We start from the raw sequence: 20,134 nt of genomic DNA on the forward strand, positions 1-20,134 counted from the left end.
TGTCAGACATGCCCGAGCATCAGCCGGCCCACCTCTTCGGCGCTCGACCCGCCCGGGCACTCGCCGGTGATGCGGCCGGCGCTCATCACCGCGATGCGGTCGGAGAGCGCGAGTATTTCCTCCAGGTCTTCGCTGATCAGCAGGCAGGCGGCGCCGCTGGCGGCCACCTCGCGGATCGCCTGGTGGACCACCGCGCAGGCCTTGACGTCGAGACCGCGGGTCGGCGAATGGGCGACCAGCAGGCGCACGCCGCTGTCCAGTTCGCGGGCCAGCAGTACCTTCTGCGCGTTGCCGCCGGAGAGCAGACTGGTGCGCAACTCCGGGGTCGCGCCGGCGATGGCCTGGCGGGCGATGGCGGCCAGGGCGTCGGCGCGCATGCGTGCGCGGTTCAGCCAGCCGCTTCGGTAATGGCCGCAGCGCACGCGGGTCAGCGCCAGGTTGTCGGCCACCGAGAGTTCGCCGATCAGGCCGCTGGCCATGCGGTCGGAGGGAATGATGCGCAGGCCGAGGTCGCGGCGACGGGCGATGGACGCGTGGGTCACCTCGGCGCCGTCCAGGGACAGGTTGCCGGCCTCGATCGGCAGGCTGCCGAGCAGGGCGTCGGCGAGTTGCTGCTGGCCGTTGCCGCCGACGCCGGCTACGCCAAGCACTTCGCCGGCGCGCACGCGCAGGCTGACGCCGTCGATACCGACGCCGCCGTCGGCGCGGCTGACGCACAGCTGGTGGGCGATCAGCAGGTCGGCGCCGTTGCTGATCAGCGTGGACGGCGCGCGCTCCGGGCCGGCCTTCTGCTCGCCGACCATCAGCCGGGCGATTTCTTCCATGGAAAGGCTGGTGGTCGGCAGGTTGGCGGCCACCGTGCGGCCCTGGCGCATCACCGTCAGGCGGTGGCTGTGGCCGATCACTTCGCGCAACTTGTGGGTGATCAGCACGATGCTCAGGCCGGTATCGGCCATGCGCCGGATCGCCGAGAGCATGTCTCCGGCCTCACGGTCGGTGAGCACCGCGGTGGGTTCGTCGAGGATCAGGATGCGCGCGCCGAGGGCCAGCACCTTGCAGATCTCGGCACGCTGGCGCTCGGCTACCGAGAGATCGGCGACCTGCGCCTGCGGGTCGATGCGCAGGCCGATCTGCTCGGCGGTGCGCAGCAGCGCGGCGCTGGCTTCGGCGGCGCTGCGCAGGCCCTTTCGCCCGCCAGCGGCGAGCAGCAGGTTCTCCACCACGCTGAAGCGCTCCACCAGGCGGAAATGCTGGTGCACCATGCCGATGCCCGCCGCGCTGGCGTCCGCCGGACGACGGATCGCCAGGCGTTCGCCCTGCAGGCGGATCTCGCCATCGTCGGCGAGGTAGACGCCGGTGAGGATGTTCATCAGGGTCGACTTGCCGGCGCCGTTCTCGCCCAGCAGCGCATGCACTTCGCCGCGCTCCAGGTGCAGGCCGACGCCTTCGAGCACCAGTCGCTCGCCGAAGCGCTTGCTCAGCCCGCGCAGCTCCAGGAATACCGGGGCCGAGGCCGCCGGCATGGCTGTCACTTGACGCTCCCGACGGTGCCCTTGACCAGGTAATCCATGTTCCAGATCGCCGCGTCGTCCAGCGTCGCGCCGGCGGCCACCGCCTCCTCGCCGTTCTGCTTGAACAGCGGGCCGCTGAACGGCGAGAAGCTGCCGGCGATGATCTGCGCGCGCACCGCCTCGATCTTCGCGCGGGCCTCGGCGGGCACCTTGTCGCTCAGCGGGGTGATGTCCACCACGCCTTCGGCGAGGCCGGGGAAGGCGCCGTATTCGTTCGGCTCCCAACTGCCGTCGACGATCTTGCGGATGGTCGGCACCAGGTACTTGTCCCAGTGGAAGACCACCGAGGTCAGGTGACCCTTGGGTGCCATCTTGCTCATGTCCAGCTGGAAGCCGACCGAGGCCTTGCCGGCCTTTTCCGCGGCGGTGAAGGGGCCGGCCGAGGACAGGTTGTTGGCGATCACGTCGGCGTTCTGCTCGAGGATCGACTTGGCCGCCTGGCTTTCCTTGGCCGGGTCCCACCAGGAGTTGGTGTAGAGGGCGATGGTCTTGATCGTCGGGTCGACCGACTGCGCGCCGAGAGCGAAACCGTTGATGTCCCAGTTCACCGGCGCCACCGGGAAGCCGCCGAGCATGCCCAGGGTCTTGTTCGGGCTGACCGAGGCGGCGGCGATGCCCGCCAGGTACCAGGCCTCGTAGGTGCGCGGGTAGAAGCTTTCCAGGTTGGCCGCGTTGGTGGTGCCGGAGGCGGCGAGGAAGGCCACCTGCGGGTACTTCCTGGCCGCTTCCAGCACGCCGTCGGAGTAGCCGAAGGAGGTGGTGACGATGATGTTGAAGCCGCGCTGCACGTAGAGGTCGATGGCGTTCTTCAGCGCGGTGGATTCCTCGGGAATGCTCTCCGCCACGGCGATCGGGTAGCCGAGTTCGCTGGCCACCTGCTGACGGCCGTTGTCGATGGATTCGTTCCAGCCGCCGTCCTTGACGGTGGCGGCATAGATGAAGGCGATCTTCGGCTTGCCGGCCAGCTTGAAGGCTTCCGCCGCCTGCGCGGGTGCCAGGGCGAGCAGGGCGGTGGAGGCCAGCAGGCCGATACAGGCGAGGTGCAGGGACGCGTGACGGCGAGTTTTCATGGGGTATTCCCTTCAGGAGATTGGCTTTCGTCTTTCTGGCGGTGGAAGTAGGTGTGGTCGAAGCGCGAGCGGATGTAGTCGCCGGCGGTGATCGGCGGGTACTGCGGCGGCCAGTCCGGGTTCTGGCAACTCGGCAGCACCTCGATCAGGCTCTGCGAGTCGGGGCCGAAGAAGAAGGGGATCGAGTAGCGCTGGCGCCCCGAGGAGTTGATCGCGCGATGCAGCGTCGAGGCGAAGTAGCCGTTGGTCCAGCGCGCCATCAGGTCGCCGACGTTGACGATGAAACAGCCGAGAATCGGCAACGCCTGGATCCACTCGCCGGCGCTGTTGAGCACCTGCAGGGCCGGCACCTCGTCGGTGCGCAGGATGGTGAAGCACTCGTAGTCGGAGTGCGCGCCGATGCCGATCTGCGCGTCGTCGATGGCGCCGCTCTGGCTCGGGTAGGAGAGCACGCGCATGTGCGCCATCGGCTTGTTCAGGTAGGCCTCGAAGAAGTCCTCTTCGAGCTCCAGGGCCAGGGCGAAGGCGGCGAAGATGCGCCTGCCGAAATCCAGCATGGCGGCGTGGTAGGCGAGCAGCGCGGGCTTGAAACCGGGCAGTTGCTCGGGCCACTGGTTGGGGCCGTAGCCGAACACGCCGGCCTGCACGTCGGGGTCGTCGGCGGGCACTTCCAGGGCCAGGTCGAACCCCTCGTGCATGTCGCCCTGACCTTCCTCGTTGGTGTTCTCGCCGAGCATCGGCGTGTAGCCGCGCATGTTCGGCGAGCGGTCGATGTCCACCGCCTTCTTCACCTCCAGCGGCAGGTCGAAGAAGCGGTGGGCGGCGCTGAAGGTGGCATCGATCACCTCGTCCGGCACGCCGTGCCCGCGGGCGTAGAAGAAACCGACCTCGGTGCACGCCCTGCGCACCTCCTCGCCGACCCGTTGCCGGGCTTCCGGGTCGCCGCCGTACATGGCGGAGAAATCGATCACGGGGATTTCGGAGAAGGGCAACTGGCGCGCTTCAAGGCCCGAGGCGCTGAAGCTGCGGGGTCCGTTGCCGGTTCTTACGGTTTGCATGGTGGCGTCCCTGAAGTGAATGGCGTAGTTCAGGCGCGGCTGGTGCCGGCGCTGCGGGTGGCCAACTGGCGCAACTGGAACAGCACGACATACGCCAGCGCGCCGACCAGGATGCCGACGATGGGCGCCACCCAGGGCGAGACGTAGGCGCAGAAGGCACCGATGAAGTAGGCGGCGAGGCCGACGGCGTTGAACTTCGGCAGGCGCACGTCCGCCAGGCGCGGGTAGCGCTGCTTATGCCCGTAGAAGTAGTCGGCCATGATCACGCCGCCGATTGGCGGGATGATCGAGCCGAGCAGGATCAGGAACGGGATCAGCATCTCGTACATGCCGCCGATCGCCAGCAGGGTGCCGATGCCGGCGCCGACCACGGTGATCAGCTTGCGTCGCTCGCTGCGCAGCAGGTTGCAGCCGGCGGCGGCGAAGTTGTAGATGGTGTTGTCCTGGGTGGTCCACAGGTTGAGGAAGAGCATCACCACCGCGACGATCGACAGGCCCTGCAGGACCAGCACTTCGACCACGTCGGGTTGCTGGTAGACGATGGCGCCGTAGGCGCCGGTGACGATCATCAGGCCGTTGCCGAAGAAGAACCCGACCATGCTGGAGAGCATCGCCACCCGGCCGTTGCGGGCGAAGCGCGTCCAGTTGGTGGCCTGGGTGGCCCCGCTGACGAAGGTGCCGAAGATCATGGTGATCGCCAGGTTCATGCTCATGCTTTGCTGCGGCTCGATGGCCAGCAGCGCACCGAGGCCGCCGACCTTGTCGGTGGCCAGCCACAGCGACCAGACCAGGAACAGGCACATGGCCGGCACCGCAACGCGCGAGAGCAGGTCCAGGCCCCTGTAGCCGACGAAGGCGGTGATGCAGAAGCCGAAGCCGAACAGCACCATCAGCGGGATGGTCCAGCCTTCCGGCAGGCCGAGGATCTTCACCAGCGCCAGGGCCATGGTCGCGGTGCCCCAGGCGTACCAGCCGACCTGGGTGAAACCGAGCAGCATGTCGGACAGCTTGCTGCCCACCTCGCCGAAGCAGAAACGCCCCATCAGCACCGAGTTCAGCCCGCTGCGGCAGGCGATCAGGCCGAGCACGGCGGCGTAGGCGCCGAGCAGCAGGTTGCCGATGATCGCCGCCCAGATCAGTGTCTTGAAGTCGAAGGCCATGCCGATCTTGCCGCCGGCGAACATGGTGGCGGTGAAGAAGGTGAAGCCGAACAGCATGATCGAGGTGGAAAACAGGCCCTTGCGCGCGCCGGCCGGGACCTCGCTGAGGGGGTAGTCGTTGCCGCTGTCCGGTGCCTGAGCCATGTCCGTGTCCTCCTGCCGTGATTGGGTGTGGCCTCGGCGATTGCGAAGGCTGTGCCAGTTCCGGGCGGGGAGGCGAAAAAGCGGGGTGTTGTTCAGGGTGACGGGTCGGGTTGTGCGATTTGCACAAAGAAACGGCGATTTATTCCGTTATCCGGTACGAATGCTTGTGCGATATGGCCATGTCGTGGGCCGGGCTGGTGCGTGCGAAAGCCGCCTTGCACCAGTTGGGGCCGACCGCCTCGCGCGGTCGCGAGGTGGTCGGCGGCGGGTTTCAACCGATGCTGATCGGCGGCAGTTCGGCCAGGGCGATGTCCAGCGCCTCGGTCGGCGCCATCACCTCGGCTTCGCCGTCCACCACCTTCTTGCCATCCTGGTTGATCACCCGGGTGGCGATGCGCACGCGGTTCTTCGGCAGCTTTTCGAGAATTTCCAGCTCCACGGTCAGGGCGTCGCCGAGCTTCACCGGGCGGGTGAATTTCAGGCTCTGGCCCAGGTAGATGGTGCCCGGTCCCGGCAGCTCGCAGGCGATGGCCGCGCTGATCAGCGCGCCGCTGAACATGCCGTGGGCGATGCGCTCCTTGAACTGCGTGCCGGCCGCGTAGGCGGCGTCGAGGTGCACCGGGTTGCGGTCGCCGGAGACCGCGGCGAACAGCTGGATGTCGCGTTCTTCGACGGTCCGTTCGTAGCGTGCGGTCTGGCCGACTTCGAGGCTGTCGTAGGGGAAGTTGCGGAGCTGGGTCATGGCGTGTCCTTGGCGGATGAGTCGAGGGCCTGTTGCAGCCAGTCGATGAGGAAGGCGGTCATCTCGTCGCGATTGGTCTCGTTGAGCAGCTCGTGACGGGCGTCCGGGTAGAGTTTCAGTTGCACCTTGCGCAGGCCGGCGCGCTGCATCGCTTCTGCGAGGTCCTCCAGGCGCTCGCCGTCGCTGACCGGATCGCACTCGCCGCCGATCACCAGCAACGGCAGGCGCGCGTCGATCTGCGCCAGCTTTTCCAGCGGGGTGATCTCCTGCAGCCCGCCGAGGAGGTCCATCCACAGGCGGTTGGTGCAGCGGAAGCCGCACAGCGGGTCGGCGATGTAGGCGTCCACTTCCGCCGGGTCGCGGCTTAGCCAGTCAAAGGCGGTGCGGTTCGGCCTGAAGGCCTTGTTGAAGGAGCCGAAGGACAGGAAGTCGATCAGCGCGCTGCGCCCGGTCGGGCCCTGGCGCCATTGCTCGAAACGCGCCACCTGGCGCGCCGCGCGATACAGCGAGACCGGCTGGTAGTTGGAGCCGGAAAGGATCGCGCCGCTCACCGCGCAGCTGTGCTGCATCAGGTAGGCCTGGGCGATGTAGCTGCCCATGCTGTGGCCGAGCAGGAAGATCGGCGTGCGCGGGTGCTGCTGGCGAATGTGGTGGTTGAGCGCGGCGAGGTCGTCGATCACCCGTTGCCAGCCATCCTTCACCGCGTAGTCGCCGAGGATGCCGCGCTGCGCCGTCTGGCCGTGGCCACGCTGGTCGTGGGCATACAGCTCGAAGCCGGCGGCGACCAGCGCGGCACCGAAACGGGCATAGCGGCCGGCGTGTTCGGCCATGCCGTGGGCCAGCATCAGCACGGCTTTCGGCGGTTGTTCGGCGAACCAGCGCTGGACGTGGACGGGCGCGGCATCGCTGGTGGTGAGCCAGAAGGCATCGTGGCGCATGGTGGTTCTCGAACCCTGTGGTGGCGGCATTTTGCACGGGACGACCGGCAGCGCAAGCCACCGGTGACCGCTTGAGCATAGCCAGCCGGCGCGGTAGCAGCCTGCGGCAAAGCCGGCAAGATTCACGCGGTCTATGGCGATTTGCGCCGTCCGGCCCACCTGCTAACGTCCGGAAAGGCCCGCACGAGCGGGCGCGCCACGTTCAGGACCAAGGAGACAATAACAATGCAGCCTGATTTCTGGAGCGACAAACGTCCGGCCGGAGTGCCCGCTTCGATCGATCAGACGGCTTACTCGTCCGTCATCGAAGTGTTCGAGCGCTCGTGCAAGCGGTTCGCCGACCGTCCGGCGTTCAGCAACCTCGGCGTCACCCTCAGCTACGCCGAGCTCAATCGCCAGGCCGCCGCCTTCGCCTGCTACCTGCAGAAGCACACCGACCTGCAGCCCGGCGACCGCATCGCCGTGCAGATGCCCAACGTGCTGCAGTACCCGATCGCCGTGTTCGGCGCCCTGCGTGCCGGGCTGGTGGTGGTCAACACCAACCCGCTGTACACCGCCCGCGAGATGCGCCACCAGTTCAAGGACGCCGGCGTGCGCGCGCTGGTCTACCTGAACATGTTCGGCAAGCTGGTCGAGGAGGTGCTGCCCGATACGCAGATCGACTACCTGATCGAGGCGCGCATGGGCGACATGCTGCCGAGCCTCAAGGGGCTGCTGGTCAACACGGTGGTGAAGAAGGTCAAGAAGATGGTCCCGGACTATCACCTGCCGCAGGCGGTACCGTTCAAGGAAGCGCTGCGCAAGGGGCAGGGACACGGGCTGAGGCCGGTGAACGTCGGCCTCGAGGACATCGCCGTGCTGCAGTACACCGGCGGCACCACCGGGGTGGCCAAGGGCGCCATGCTCACCCACGGCAACCTGGTGGCCAACATGCTGCAGGTGGACGCCTGCATGCAGCAGCTCGGCCCGGACGGCAAGCCGCTGATGAAGGTGGGCGAGGAGGTGATGATCGCGCCGCTGCCGCTGTACCACATCTATGCGTTCACCGCGAACTGCATGTGCATGATGCTCAACGGCAACCACAACGTGCTGATCACCAACCCGCGCGACATCGGCGGCTTCATCAAGGAGCTGAAGAAGTGGCGCTTCTCCGCGCTGCTCGGGCTGAACACCCTGTTCGTCGCGCTGATGGACCATCCCGACTTCAAGACCCTGGACTTCTCCAATCTCAAGCTGACCAATTCCGGCGGCACCGCGCTGGTCAAGGCCACCGCCGACCGCTGGAAACAGATGACCGGCTGCACGGTGGTGGAAGGCTACGGCCTCACCGAAACCTCGCCGGTGGCCAGCACCAACCCCTACGGCGACAAGGCGCGCCTGGGCACCGTGGGCATCCCGGTGGTCGGCACCGCCTTCAAGGTGATCGACGACGACGGCAACGAGCTGCCGCTGGGCGAGCGCGGCGAACTGTGCATCAAGGGCCCGCAGGTGATGAAGGGCTACTGGCAGCGCGAGGAGGCCACCGCCGAGGTGCTGGACGCCGAGGGCTGGCTGAAGACCGGCGACATCGCCGTGATCGACCCGGATGGCTACACGCGCATCGTCGACCGCAAGAAGGACCTGATCATCGTCTCCGGCTTCAACGTCTACCCCAACGAGATCGAGGAAGTGGTGATGGCGCATCCGGGCGTCGCCAGCTGCGCCGCCATCGGCGTCGAGGACGAGCGTTCCGGCGAGGCGGTGAAGCTGTTCGTCGTGCCGCGCGAGGGCGGGGTCAGCGTCGAGGAACTCAAGGACTACTGCAAGGCCAACTTCACCGGCTACAAGGTGCCCAAGCACATCGTCCTCAGGGACGCATTGCCGATGACGCCGGTGGGCAAGATCCTCCGCCGCGAGCTGCGCGACATCGCCTGAGGCGTCTGGAAAGGGCATTTCAGGCAAGGCTGAAAAATATGACCGGATACTTGTATCCGGTCATTTTCGTTACTGGCTAGGCAGATGTTGGTGCTGGTGGGCTCCTGGCAAAGCTGCTACGCTCGGCGCGATTTTTTGCCCTCCCCGTGCGAGGGCAGGATGCGCAGACACAATAACCAATCGCCTCAAAGGCGATGAGACCAGCTGTTGCTTAGGAGTGGGCTTCCATGATCGAAAACTTCTGGAAGGACAAGTACCCGGCGGGCATCCCTGCTGACATCAATGCCGACCAATACCCGAACATCCAGGCGGTATTGAAAGAGTCCTGCCAACGCTTCGCCGACAAGCCCGCCTTCAGCAACCTCGGCAAGACGATCAGCTACGGCGAGCTGTACGAACTCTCCGGCATCTTCGCCGCCTACCTGCAGAACCATACCGACCTGCAACCCGGTGACCGCATCGCCGTGCAGATGCCCAACGTGCTGCAGTACCCGGTCGTCGTGTTCGGCGCGATGCGTGCCGGCCTGGTGGTGGTCAACACCAACCCGCTGTACACCGCGCGGGAGATGGAGCACCAGTTCAACGATTCCGGCGCCAAGGCGCTGGTTTGCCTGGCCAACATGGCCCACCTCGCCGAAGACGTGCTGCCCAAGACCGGCGTGCGCCACGTCATCGTCACCGAGGTCGGCGACCTGCTGCCGCCGCTCAAGCGCCTGCTGGTCAACAGCGTCGTCAAGTACGTGAAGAAGATGGTGCCGGCGTTCAACCTGCCGCAGGCGGTGAAGTTCAACGATGCCCTCGCCAAGGGTCGCGGCAAGGCGCTGCGCGAATCCGCTCCGCAGGGCAACGACGTCGCCGTGCTGCAATACACCGGCGGCACCACCGGCGTGGCCAAGGGCGCGATGCTCACGCACCGCAACATCATCGCCAACATGCTGCAGTGCAAGGTGCTGATGGGCGCCAACCTCAACGAGGGCTGCGAGATCCTCATCGCGCCGCTGCCGCTGTACCACATCTACGCCTTCACCTTTCACTGCATGGCGATGATGCTGATCGGCGGGCACAACATCCTCGTCACCAATCCGCGCGACCTGCCCGGCACGGTGAAGGAACTCGGCAAATGGAGGTTCACCGGCTTCGTCGGCCTGAACACCCTGTTCGTCGCGCTGTGCAACAGCGAAGACTTCCGCCGCCTCGATTTCAGCGCGCTGAAGGCGACCTTCTCCGGCGGCATGGCGCTGCAACTGGCTACCGCCGAGCGCTGGAAAGAGGTCACCGGCTGCGGCATCTGCGAAGGCTACGGCATGACCGAGACCAGCCCGGTCGCCACGGTCAACCCGTTCCAGCACATCCAGGTCGGCACCATCGGCATCCCGGTGCCCTCGACCCTGTGCAAGGTCATCGACGACGCAGGCAACGACCTGCCGATCGGCTCCATCGGCGAGCTGTGCATCAAGGGCCCGCAGGTGATGAAGGGTTACTGGCAGCGCGAGGAAGCCACCGCCGAGGTGCTCGACGCCGATGGCTGGCTGAAGACCGGCGACATCGCGGTGATCCAGGAAGACGGTTACCTGCGCATCGTCGACCGCAAGAAGGACATGATCATCGTCTCCGGTTTCAACGTGTATCCGAACGAACTGGAAGACGTGCTCGCCACCCTGCCGGGCGTGCTGCAGTGCGCCGCCATCGGTATCCCGGACGAGAAATCCGGCGAGGCGATCAAGGTCTTCGTGGTGGTCAAGCCGGGCGAGAGCCTGACCAAGGACCAGGTCATGCAGCACATGCACGACAACGTCACCGGCTACAAGCGACCGAAGTCCGTGGAATTCCGCGACGCGCTGCCGGCCACCAACGTCGGCAAGATCCTGCGCCGCGAGCTGCGTGACGAAGAGCTGAAGAAGCTCGGCAAGAAGTAAGCGTACCGCCGTTCGGAGAAGCCCCGCTTATGCGGGGCTTTTTCGTTGCTGCGCGGCGTCCGGACCTGCGGCAGTCTGGCGCAGGTATTTCGCTCGTCGTCCCGTTGCTGCGCGCTTTTTGTCAGAATTGCCGCCTCGGTGGCGACGCCGCCCGGCGTCCGTTACGCTCTATAAGGAAATGCTTCATGCTCAGCCTGAGATTGCGCCCCAAAGTGTTGCTGCTGGTCCTGGTGCCCTGCTTTCTGCTTTCCCTGACGCTCGGGGGGTTGTCGGTCTGGGTGCTTCAGGGCGTCGCCGCGCAGCAGGAGGCCGAGGCCCGCAGCAGCCTGATCGAGGCCCGGCGTATTGAGATCGAGCATTACGTACAGGTCGCGCGCAAGGCGATCGCGCCGCTGTACGAGGCCTCCGCGGAGGGCGACCTGGAAGCCCGGGCGCGCGCCGTCGAGCTGCTGCAGAACCTCGGCTATGGCAAGGACGGCTACTACTGGGGGTATGACGAGAGCGCCGTGCGGCTGTTCCAGGGCAGCACCGGCGACAAGATCGGGCAGAGCTTCCAGGACTACCGCGATCCGCAGGGCGTCTACGCGATCCGCGAGCTGGTGCGAGCCGGGCGTGACGGCAGCCATTACGTCGACTACAGCTTCGTGCTCGGCGATGGCACCACCCTGGTGCCGAAGATCGGCTATTCCGAGTACCTGCCGAAGTGGCACATGGTGTTCGGCACCTCGATCAACCTGGACGGTATCGAGCGGGAAGTTCAGACCATTCGCGCGCACTTCGGCAAACGCATCGACCAACTGACGTGGCTGATGATCGGCAGCGCCGTGGGCCTGCTGCTGGTGATCGGCGCCGTCGCGATGTACCTCTCCGGCACGCTGCTGCGGCCGCTGCTGCGGATCAAGGCGAGTCTCGACGAGGTGGCCCGCGGCGATGGCGATCTCACCCAGCGGCTGCCGGTGACCGGCGCCGACGAGCTGGGCGAGCTGGCCAGCGCCTTCAATCGCTTCGTCGAGAAGATCCAGGCGCTGGTGCGCCAGGTCAGCAATACGTCCTCCGAGCTGTCGATGCTGGTGGAGGCCGTGGCCAGTCAGGCGCATCGCTCGGAACAGGCGATGGATCGCCAGCGCCAGGAGACCGATCAGGTCGCCACGGCGATCAACGAAATGTCCGCGGCTGCCCAGGAAGTCGCCAGCAGCGCGCAGCGCGCCTCGGAAGCGGCGCAGGAAACCGACGAGCAGGGACGTAAGGCGCGCGAGGTGGTGGAGCAGAGCATCGTGCAGATCCACAGCCTGGTGGAGGACGTGCACGCCAGCGGCGCCGTGATCGACGGTCTGCATGGCGACGTGCAGGGCATCGTCGGGGTGCTCGAAGTGATCCGCTCGATCGCCGACCAGACCAACCTGCTGGCGCTCAACGCGGCCATCGAAGCCGCCCGCGCGGGCGAGGCCGGGCGCGGGTTCGCCGTGGTCGCCGACGAGGTGCGCGCGCTGGCCAGCCGCACCCAGCAGAGCACCGGCGAGATCCAGGCGATGATCAACCGCTTGCAGAGCGCCACCGCCCAGTCGCTGACCGCCATGCAGCGCAGCGGCGAGAAGGGCCAGGCCACCAGCAGCCAGGCCAACCAGACCGGGCTTTCGCTGGAGGCCATCACCACGCTGGTCGGCACCATCAACCTGATGAACGCGCAGATCGCCTCCGCCGCGGAAGAGCAGACAGCGGTGGCCGAGGAGATCAACCGCAGCGTTCACCAGATCGCTTCGGCGGTCGACAGCGTCGCCTCGGACGCGGCCCAGGGCGCGCGCACCGCCGCCGAGTTGAACGCGCTCAGCGGTCGGTTGCAGGCGCTGGTGCAACAGTTCCGCGTATGAGTCCCGGCGCCCCGCGCAACGCGGGGCGCCACCTGCTCCGGGCCTGAAGCTCCGCCGTTCACGCCGCTTCGCTTGCCTATCCCTGAGCGTTCCGCCGTCGCCGGAGCGCTTCTACCTCTCGTCGCCGAACGCTTGGAATTGAGCGTTTTTTGCACAGATATCGCATATAAGCGTGCTGTCACACGGGCGCGCCAGAATCTCCACGCCCGTTCTCTTCACGTTCACCGAGTGATCTTTATGCGAACTCAGCTGCGACAGTTCTTCCTGACGTCCTTTCTTTTCGTCACCGCCGTTTTCAGCCAGGCCCAGGCCGGGGAGCCGCTGCAGGTGCTCTTCGTCGGCAACAGCTACACCTTCTACAACCAGCTGCCGCTGATGGTCCGGCAGATGTCGGTGGAGGCCAAGCAGCCGCGCGCGCTGGAGGTTAAGGACGTCACCGTCGCCGGTTCCAGCCTGAAGCAGCACTGGGCCCGCGGCGACGTGCAGAAGGTGCTCGCCAGCCAGCACTGGGATTACGTGGTGATCCAGGATTTCAGCCTGATGCCGCTGCAGGACGCCGAATCCACCCGCAAGTACGCCGGCCTGGTCGCCCAGGCCGCGCGCCAGGCCGGCGCCCAGCCGATCTTCTACCTGACCTGGGCGCGGCAGAACGACCCCTCGATGCAGTCCACGCTGGACGCCGTCTACACCCAGGTGGCGAAGGAGAACCACGGCCTGCTGGCGCCGGTCGGCGATGCCTGGAAAGTCGCCCTGGCCAGCCAGCCGCAGCCGACGCTGTTCATCGCCGACGGTAGCCATCCGACCTACACCGGCTCCTACCTCGCCGCCTCGGTGTTCTACTCGCTGATCTACGGCAACCCGCCGCCGGCGCCGCAGGCCGCGCAGAGCAGCCGTTTCGAACACGCCACCGCCGCCGAGCTGCAGCAGGACGCCTGGACCGCGCTGCAATCGGTGGACGTCGCCCTGCGCACGGTGCCCGCCGGGCTCGGCGGCGCGACGGTACAGGCGACGCGCTGAGTCGCACGCCCGTCCGGGCAGCAGGCACACACGGGATCGACGCGCCGGTCCCGTGTTCGTTGCGGGGTGCGGAAATCTGCGACAATCCGCCCTCCGCCGTAGATGCCAGCCAAGCGCCTGATGACCGATTCGAACGCCACCGCCGATGCCCTGCTGAAAAACCTCGACCAGACCCTGATCGCCGACCGTCACCGGCTGCGCCGGCAGTTGCACGAGCTGCGCAAGAACGGCGGGGGGGACGACGCCAGGCTGGCGCAGTGGATCGAGCGTTTCCAGGCTTCGGTGGCCAAGGTCGAGGCCCGCCGCGCCAGCGTGCCGGCGATGCGCTACGACGACCAGTTGCCGATCGCCGCCAAGCGCGACGAGATCAAGGCGGCGCTGGAGAAACACCAGGTGCTGGTGATCGCCGGCGAAACCGGCTCGGGCAAGACCACCCAGTTGCCGAAGATCTGCCTGGAGATCGGGCGGGGCGTGCACGGCCTGATCGGTCACACCCAGCCGCGTCGCCTGGCCGCGCGCAGCGTCGCCACGCGGGTCGCCGAGGAGGTCGGCACGCCGCTCGGCGAACTGGTTGGCTACCAGGTGCGCTTCGAGGACCAGAGCACCGACAGCACGCTGATCAAGTTGATGACCGACGGCATCCTGCTCGCCGAAACCCAGCACGACCGCTACCTGGAACGCTACGACACGATCATCGTCGACGAGGCCCACGAGCGTTCGCTGAACATCGACTTCCTCCTCGGCTACCTGAAGATCCTGCTGCCGCGGCGCCCGGACCTGAAGGTGATCATCACCTCGGCGACCATCGACCTCGAGCGCTTCAGTCAACACTTCAGCGGGGCCGGCCTCCCGGGCGCGCCGATCGTCGAAGTGTCCGGGCGCACCTATCCGGTGGAAACCTGGTACCGGCCGCTCGCCGCCGAGAACGACGAGGACGGCAACCGCGTCGAGGAAGACCTCTCGGTGGACCAGGGCATCCTCGCCGCGCTGGACGAGATCGCCGCGCACGAGAAGAGCGTCGGCAAGCGCCCCGGCGACGTGCTGGTGTTCCTCCCCGGCGAGCGGGAAATCCGTGATGCCGCCGAGATGCTGCGCAAGGCCAACCTGCGCCTCACCGAGGTGCTGCCGCTGTACGCGCGGCTGACGCCCGCCGAGCAGCAGAAGATCTTCAAGCCGGCGGTCGGGCGCAAGATCGTGCTCGCCACCAACGTCGCGGAAACCTCGCTCACGGTGCCCGGCATCCGCTACGTGATCGACTCCGGCACTGCGCGCATCAGCCGCTACAGCTACCGCGCCAAGGTCCAGCGCCTGCCCATCGAGGCGGTCTCGCAGGCCAGCGCCAACCAGCGCAAGGGCCGCTGCGGACGGGTCGAACCGGGCATCTGCGTGCGCCTGTACAGCGAGGAGGATTTCCTCGCCCGGCCGGCGTTCACCGATCCGGAGATCCTGCGCACCAACCTCGCCGCGGTGATCCTGCAGATGCTCCATCTGCGCCTCGGCCAGATAGAGGATTTCCCCTTCATCGAGCCGCCGGACGGCAAGGCCATCAGCGACGGTTTCAACCTGTTGCAGGAGCTTTCCGCGGTCAACCGCGAGAACCAGCTGACCCCGCTCGGTCGCCAGCTCGCGCGCCTGCCGGTGGACCCGCGGCTGGGCCGCATGCTGCTGGAGGCCGCGCAGCAGGGCAGCCTCGACGAGGTGCTGATCGTCGCCAGCGCGCTTTCCGTGCAGGACGTGCGCGAGCGTCCTGCCGACCGCCAGCAGGCCGCCGACCAGGCGCACGCGCAGTGGAAGGACGTGGACTCCGACTTCGCCGCGCTGATCAACCTGTGGCGCGGCTTCGAGGAAAAGCGCCAGGAGCTGGGCGCCAACCCGCTGCGCACCTGGTGCCGCAAGAACTTCCTCAACTACCTGCGCCTGCGCGAGTGGCGCGACGCCCATCGCCAACTGACGCTGATCTGCCGCGAGCTGCAGCTGTCACCCGATGGGTATCGCTCCGCTCAACGCCATCCTACGAAAAACGTGCCGCAATCCGCCCCGCCCGCAGGACGGATCGAGCGAAGCGACACCCATGCGGCCTCCGGCAGCGCCGCGCCAACGCCGACCACCGACACCAGGGTCAACGTCGTCGCCCGCCAGCAGGCCGAAGCCAGCGAGGCTGCGCAGCGCGCGCGCAGCTACGCCGCCGTGCACAAGGCGATCCTTTCCGGCCTGCTCAGCCAGATCGGCCAGAAGACCGAGGACGGCGACTACCTCGGCGCGCGCCAGCGACGCTTCTGGGTGCACCCTTCCAGCGTGATCGGGCGCAAGAAGCCGAACTGGATCATGGCCGCCGAACTGGTGGAAACCACCAAGCTGTTCGCGCGCATGGTGGCGAAGATCGAGCCGGACTGGATCGAGCCACTGGCCGCGCACCTGATCAAGACCAACCACTTCGAGCCGCACTGGGAGAAGAAGCGCGGCCAGGTGGTGGCCTACGAGCAGGTCACCCTCTACGGCCTGATCGTGGTCGGTCGCCGGCCGGTGCATTACGGCCCCATCGACCCGCCGGTGGCGCGCGAGCTGTTCATCCGCGAGGGTCTGGTGCGCGGCGAGATCAACAGCCGCGCGCGCTGCCTGTCGGCCAACCGCGAGCTGCTCGAACGCCTCGACGAACTCGAAGCCAAGGCGCGTCGCCGCGACATCCTCGCCGACGAGGAAACCCTGTTCGGCTACTACGACGCCCGTATCCCGCAGGACATCTACCAGGCCGCCAGTTTCGAGAACTGGTACAAGCGCGAGAGCGCGAAGAACGCCGGGTTGCTGATCATGCGCGAGGAAGACGTGCTCGCCCGCGAGGCCAGCGAGGTCACCGCCGCGCAGTACCCGGACAGCCTGCACATCGGCGAGCTGGAATTGTCGCTGGAGTACCACTTCGAGCCCAATCACCCGCGCGACGGCGTGACCCTGCGCGTGCCGGCGCCGCTGCTGCCGCAACTGCGCAGCGAGCGCCTCGACTGGCTGGTCCCCGGCCTGCTGGAAACCAAGGCGGTGGCGCTGGTGCGTAACCTGCCCAAGGCGATCCGCAAGAACTTCGTGCCGGTGCCGGACTTCGTCAAGGCGGCGCTGGCCAAGGTCGTCTTCGCCGAAGGCTCGCTGCCCGAGTCCCTCGGCCGCGAGCTGCAACGCATGACCGGTGCGCGGGTGAGCGAGGACGCCTGGGCGGAAGCCGCGGCGCAGCTCGAAGGCCACCTGAAGATGAACATCGAAGTGGTCGATGCGCGCGGTAAGTTCCTCGGCGAAGGCCGCGACCTGGCCGAACTCACCGCGCGTTTCGCCGAAGCCAGCCAGGCTGCCCTGGCGATCCCGCAGACGCAGAAACAGCAGGGCCCGGTGGAGGCCAAGGCGTTCGCCGAAGTCGCGGAGAAGACCCAGCAGAAGGTCGCCGGGCTGTCGATGACCGTCTACCCGGCGCTGGTGGAGGAGGGCGGCACGGTCAAGGAAGGCCGCTTCCCGACCCAGGCCGAAGCCGAGTACCAGCACCGCCGTGCGCTGCAACGGCTGCTGCTTCAGCAACTCGCCGAACCTGCCAAGTTCCTGCGCAACAAGCTGCCAGGGCTGACCGACCTCGGCCTGCTCTACCGCGAAATGGGCCGCGTCGATGCGCTGGTCGAGGACATCCTGCTCGCCAGCCTCGACAGCTGCGTGCTCGACGGCGAAGCCACGCTCCCGCGCGACGGCGCCGCCCTGGCCGCGCTGGCCGAGAAGAAGCGCGGCGCCTGGACCGAACATGCCGAGCGCCTGGCCAAGCTCGTACTGGATATCCTCAAGCTCTGGCACGGCCTGCAGAAGCGCTTCAAGGGCAAGATCGACCTGGCCCAGGCGGTGGCGCTGAACGACATCAAGGCGCAGCTCGGCCGGCTCATCTACCCCGGCTTCGTCCGCGAAACCCCGGCCGAATGGCTGCGCGAATACCCGCGCTACCTGAAGGCCGTGGAGCAGCGCTTCGAGAAGATCGGCGCCCAGCTGCAACGCGACCGCGTGTGGTCCGGCGAACTGGCCGGCTACTGGGACCAATACCAGACCCGCCTGGCCAAACACGCCCAGGAAGGCAAACGCGATCCCGAATTGCAGCTCTACCGCTGGATGCTGGAGGAATACCGCGTCTCCCTGTTCGCCCAGCAACTGGGCACGCGGGTAGCTGTGTCGGACAAGCGCCTGAACAAACAGTGGGCGGCGGTGGAAGGCTGAGGGCGTCGCTTTCGTAGGGTGGACAACGCCTTGTTTGTCCACCGGCTTTTCCGGCCACGCGAGTATCTGGCCCACCAGTCACTTCGGGCTTCGATCCTGCCGGTGGGAAACGCTTCGCGGTTTCGACGCTATTTGCTGAATTCGGCCAGAAGCGGGTTCGCAGGAAGGTTTCCATTGACCAGAACCCGTCGCGCGCCCAGCCAGCCTTCACCCCGCGCTGCCTGTCGATGAATCGGGTGGAAAAAAAACTACGGCGTTCTCGAAGTCGAGTCGGGCGGAAAACTGCGCGGCGTTTTCCGGCGTCCGAGTAAACAGTCTACTTGCTGCCTGTCGATGAATCTGGTGGACAAAAAAACGTTGTCCACCTTACGACGTTCTCAAAGTTGCGCAGGGCCGGAAAGCTGCACTGCGGTTTGCAGCGTGCGGATAACTAGGCTACTTGCTGCATCTGGCAGGCCCCGCCAGTCGTATCTATCAAGTCAAAAAATATAGCTACTCCGATACTTTCAATGTTCAGGCTTGATCGCCTGCTTGGTCTCCTCCTCCTCGTCGATCTCGAGCTGCATTAATAGCTTCAGCAAGAAGTTCAACGGCTATGTTTTCTGAAGGACGAACGATGTTTGGATTTTCTCCAAGTAATGCTTGGAGTTTTGACTTCATATGGCCGAAAGTTTTCTTTCCGTGCCTCCATCTCTCAGGGTGCGTAGCAAAATCAGCCCGAGCTTGATCTGTCAATGCAACGATATCTGGGTCGCCATTGTCCCCATTTGCCTTTCTTCTCGCTTTTTCTTCTCTTAACATGCTTCTGGCAAGGGTTTGGATAGAGTATTGTTTGACTGCTTCTGTGGCTTCATCAATGGCTTGGCTGATTTGGAGTTCTGAAAGCTGCGGATAGAATGTTCGAATATGTTGAATGTTTATTAAATGAGACTCGGCATCGGTTCCTTGGGTAAGGAAGATTCGGATATTTTTTGCAGAGAAAATATTGTTTATTTGGGTTATTTCTTCGTCTCTCAGATAGTCCCTGTCACGGTGAACAAGGACTTCTGTTCCAGGTGCGTGATCATTAATGAAGCGGCATAAAGTCACTGCTGCATCAATTTTTGTACAGCCCGAGTAGGACCAAATTTGAACTTTATCTTCCTCTGCACCTGAAGCAATCATGAGTGCTTTGAGGAATTTCTGATCGCTATCTTCTGTTAGTAAGACAATATCTATATTTCCATTTTTAAGTCTATCGCCGCTATCTAGGGCGCCTAAGTCAGTTAGCACACGAAGCCGACTGCTTTCGTCTGGATCAATATCCACTCGGCTTCCCTGTGTCATCCAGTGAAAATAGGCGCCGGGGACATCCAGTAGATGCCTAGAGTGTGTAGCCACAATCACCTGAAAGTCATCCTGCTCCGCTAGTTCGGATAGAAGCCTTATTAGCTGGCGTTGTCTGTCGGGGTGGATGTGCGAATCTGGCTCGTCTAAGAGAAGCAGTTTGGGTTTGTACTTGGCTGTGTAGGCGAGAATTTGAACTGTTTGCAAAAAACCAGTACCAGCTGCGTCGATAGGCAACTTGATTCCCTGTCTTTCGATTGTTACATCAACATATTCGTCAACGTTAGGATCAAATGTTGGGTTAACAATAATTTCCGGGAAAACGCGAGAAAGATGCTCGCTGAATGCATCCCAGGCGTCGTTGTCAGATCTTAGACTCCAGAGGATGTTTCTTAGTACAGCATTAGCATCACCACGGGCAGCGGCTTTTCGTAATGCGGCTGGCGTCCTATAGGGTTCTGTGGCTGGGACTCCGGCCAAGCCGGGTACGTACATGGCAAATTGATTGTCTAGAGAAGAAATTTTTTTCCTTCAATCCGCCATCGGTGATGCCTACGGAGATATTTTTGTTCTTGCCTCGCCTAATTTCAACTGCCGTGCTCAACTCAATACTCCGACCTTGCTGGTCTTCTTCTTCGTGATTGAATAGAATTTCAATCGCATGCTGCCTGCTCTGTTTTAAGTCACCGCCAAAGGCAAGGGCCGAAACATCACGAAGAGGGGTGTAAATTAATTGCTCAGGTGAAAGAGTGGTGATCTCTCCCTGTAGTTTAGATGTTTGAGCGATACTTACGGCAAAAGCAATTCCTTGTAGGATGCTACTTTTTCCCGAATTGTTGGTACCCACAAGGATGTTGATGCGTTCCAGCGGGATTGCGACGTTTGATAGGTTTTTAAATCGACGGATTGTAACTGACTTGAGCATGTCTGACTCTGAGATAAAAATTGTGCTGAGCGGCGAGAACCACCACCTGTAGATAGCCTAAAGCTACTGCAGTGGATGACTGTACACAACGGTCCACTATTGGCCGTTCTCCGCCATGCCAGTCGATTGACCATCAGACTCTCGAAGGGCCGGCAGACGGCTGAACAGGCCTTACCGTTCGCGTCGAAATTGCCTCCCCAACTCCAGCTCCTTGTCCTACCCCCACCCCCCGCGCTAGAGTGCGCCGGTCACGGT

Annotated in this window: 12 protein-coding genes and 2 pseudogenes; 6 read left to right on the forward strand and 8 right to left on the reverse strand. The window is 64.8% G+C overall.

Features of this window, described 5'->3' with window-relative positions:
• Nucleotides 1–2: 2 nt before the first annotated feature.
• The 6 genes from B2X67_RS17385 to B2X67_RS17410 all read right to left on the reverse strand — a co-directional run bounded on the left by B2X67_RS17385 (nucleotide 3) and on the right by B2X67_RS17410 (nucleotide 6,683).
• A complete protein-coding gene (locus B2X67_RS17385; protein ID WP_286786277.1) occupies nucleotides 3–1,523 on the reverse strand; it encodes an ABC transporter ATP-binding protein in 1,521 nt (506 codons plus the stop codon).
• 5 nt (nucleotides 1,524–1,528) lie between these two features.
• Nucleotides 1,529–2,641 carry a BMP family ABC transporter substrate-binding protein gene (locus B2X67_RS17390; RefSeq protein WP_286786257.1) on the reverse strand — a complete coding sequence of 371 codons (1,113 nt, stop codon included), beginning with the start codon at nucleotides 2,639–2,641 and terminating at the stop codon, nucleotides 1,529–1,531.
• On the reverse strand, nucleotides 2,638–3,699 hold the full coding sequence (locus B2X67_RS17395; RefSeq protein WP_286786258.1) for an isopenicillin N synthase family dioxygenase: 1,062 nt from the start codon (nucleotides 3,697–3,699) through the stop codon (nucleotides 2,638–2,640). The genes B2X67_RS17390 and B2X67_RS17395 overlap by 4 nt, the downstream gene beginning before the upstream one ends.
• A 29-nt stretch (nucleotides 3,700–3,728) precedes the next feature.
• Nucleotides 3,729–5,003, reverse strand: coding sequence for a cytosine permease (gene codB, locus B2X67_RS17400; protein WP_273232840.1), 1,275 nt, complete (start codon nucleotides 5,001–5,003; stop codon nucleotides 3,729–3,731).
• A 271-nt stretch (nucleotides 5,004–5,274) separates the two neighbouring features.
• Nucleotides 5,275–5,745 carry a MaoC family dehydratase gene (locus B2X67_RS17405; RefSeq protein ID WP_273232839.1) on the reverse strand — a complete coding sequence of 157 codons (471 nt, stop codon included), beginning with the start codon at nucleotides 5,743–5,745 and terminating at the stop codon, nucleotides 5,275–5,277.
• The gene (locus B2X67_RS17410; RefSeq protein WP_286786259.1) at nucleotides 5,742–6,683 is read right to left on the reverse strand and encodes an alpha/beta hydrolase; all 942 of its coding nucleotides are present in this window, start codon (nucleotides 6,681–6,683) and stop codon (nucleotides 5,742–5,744) included. The genes B2X67_RS17405 and B2X67_RS17410 overlap by 4 nt, the downstream gene beginning before the upstream one ends.
• A 225-nt stretch (nucleotides 6,684–6,908) precedes the next feature.
• Here B2X67_RS17410 and fadD2 point away from each other — a divergent pair, with 225 nt between their 5' ends.
• From fadD2 to hrpA, 6 genes and pseudogenes are all read left to right on the forward strand, one after another.
• Nucleotides 6,909–8,597, forward strand: coding sequence for a long-chain-fatty-acid--CoA ligase FadD2 (gene fadD2 / locus B2X67_RS17415; protein ID WP_286786260.1), 1,689 nt, complete (start codon nucleotides 6,909–6,911; stop codon nucleotides 8,595–8,597).
• Between the two features lie 227 nt (nucleotides 8,598–8,824).
• Entirely contained in the window at nucleotides 8,825–10,513 is a 1,689-nt protein-coding gene (gene fadD1, locus B2X67_RS17420) for a long-chain-fatty-acid--CoA ligase FadD1 (protein ID WP_286786261.1), read from the forward strand.
• Between the two features lie 185 nt (nucleotides 10,514–10,698).
• A pseudogene (locus B2X67_RS20920) lies at nucleotides 10,699–11,523 on the forward strand (cache domain-containing protein); the annotation flags it as partial.
• 261 nt (nucleotides 11,524–11,784) lie between these two features.
• Nucleotides 11,785–12,381 (forward strand): annotated as a pseudogene (locus B2X67_RS20925) (methyl-accepting chemotaxis protein); the annotation flags it as partial.
• Between the two features lie 237 nt (nucleotides 12,382–12,618).
• The gene (locus B2X67_RS17430) at nucleotides 12,619–13,398 is read left to right on the forward strand and encodes an SGNH/GDSL hydrolase family protein (RefSeq protein ID WP_286786263.1); all 780 of its coding nucleotides are present in this window, start codon (nucleotides 12,619–12,621) and stop codon (nucleotides 13,396–13,398) included.
• A 120-nt stretch (nucleotides 13,399–13,518) separates the two neighbouring features.
• Nucleotides 13,519–17,628: an ATP-dependent RNA helicase HrpA gene (gene hrpA / locus B2X67_RS17435; protein ID WP_286786264.1), complete on the forward strand. Its 4,110-nt coding sequence runs from the start codon at nucleotides 13,519–13,521 to the stop codon at nucleotides 17,626–17,628.
• Nucleotides 17,629–18,141: 513 nt separating this feature from the next.
• Here the strand turns inward: hrpA and B2X67_RS17440 are convergent.
• Together B2X67_RS17440 and B2X67_RS17445 are read right to left on the reverse strand one after the other, a co-directional pair.
• On the reverse strand, nucleotides 18,142–19,449 hold the full coding sequence (locus tag B2X67_RS17440) for an ATP-dependent nuclease (RefSeq protein WP_286786265.1): 1,308 nt from the start codon (nucleotides 19,447–19,449) through the stop codon (nucleotides 18,142–18,144).
• The gene (locus B2X67_RS17445) at nucleotides 19,403–19,879 is read right to left on the reverse strand and encodes an AAA family ATPase (protein ID WP_286786266.1); all 477 of its coding nucleotides are present in this window, start codon (nucleotides 19,877–19,879) and stop codon (nucleotides 19,403–19,405) included. Before B2X67_RS17445 ends, B2X67_RS17440 begins: the two co-directional genes overlap by 47 nt.
• Nucleotides 19,880–20,134: the final 255 nt, after the last annotated feature.

This window comes from Pseudomonas sp. UBA3153, from assembly GCF_002364635.1.
Taxonomy (GTDB): Bacteria; Pseudomonadota; Gammaproteobacteria; order Pseudomonadales; family Pseudomonadaceae; genus Pseudomonas_O; species Pseudomonas_O kuykendallii.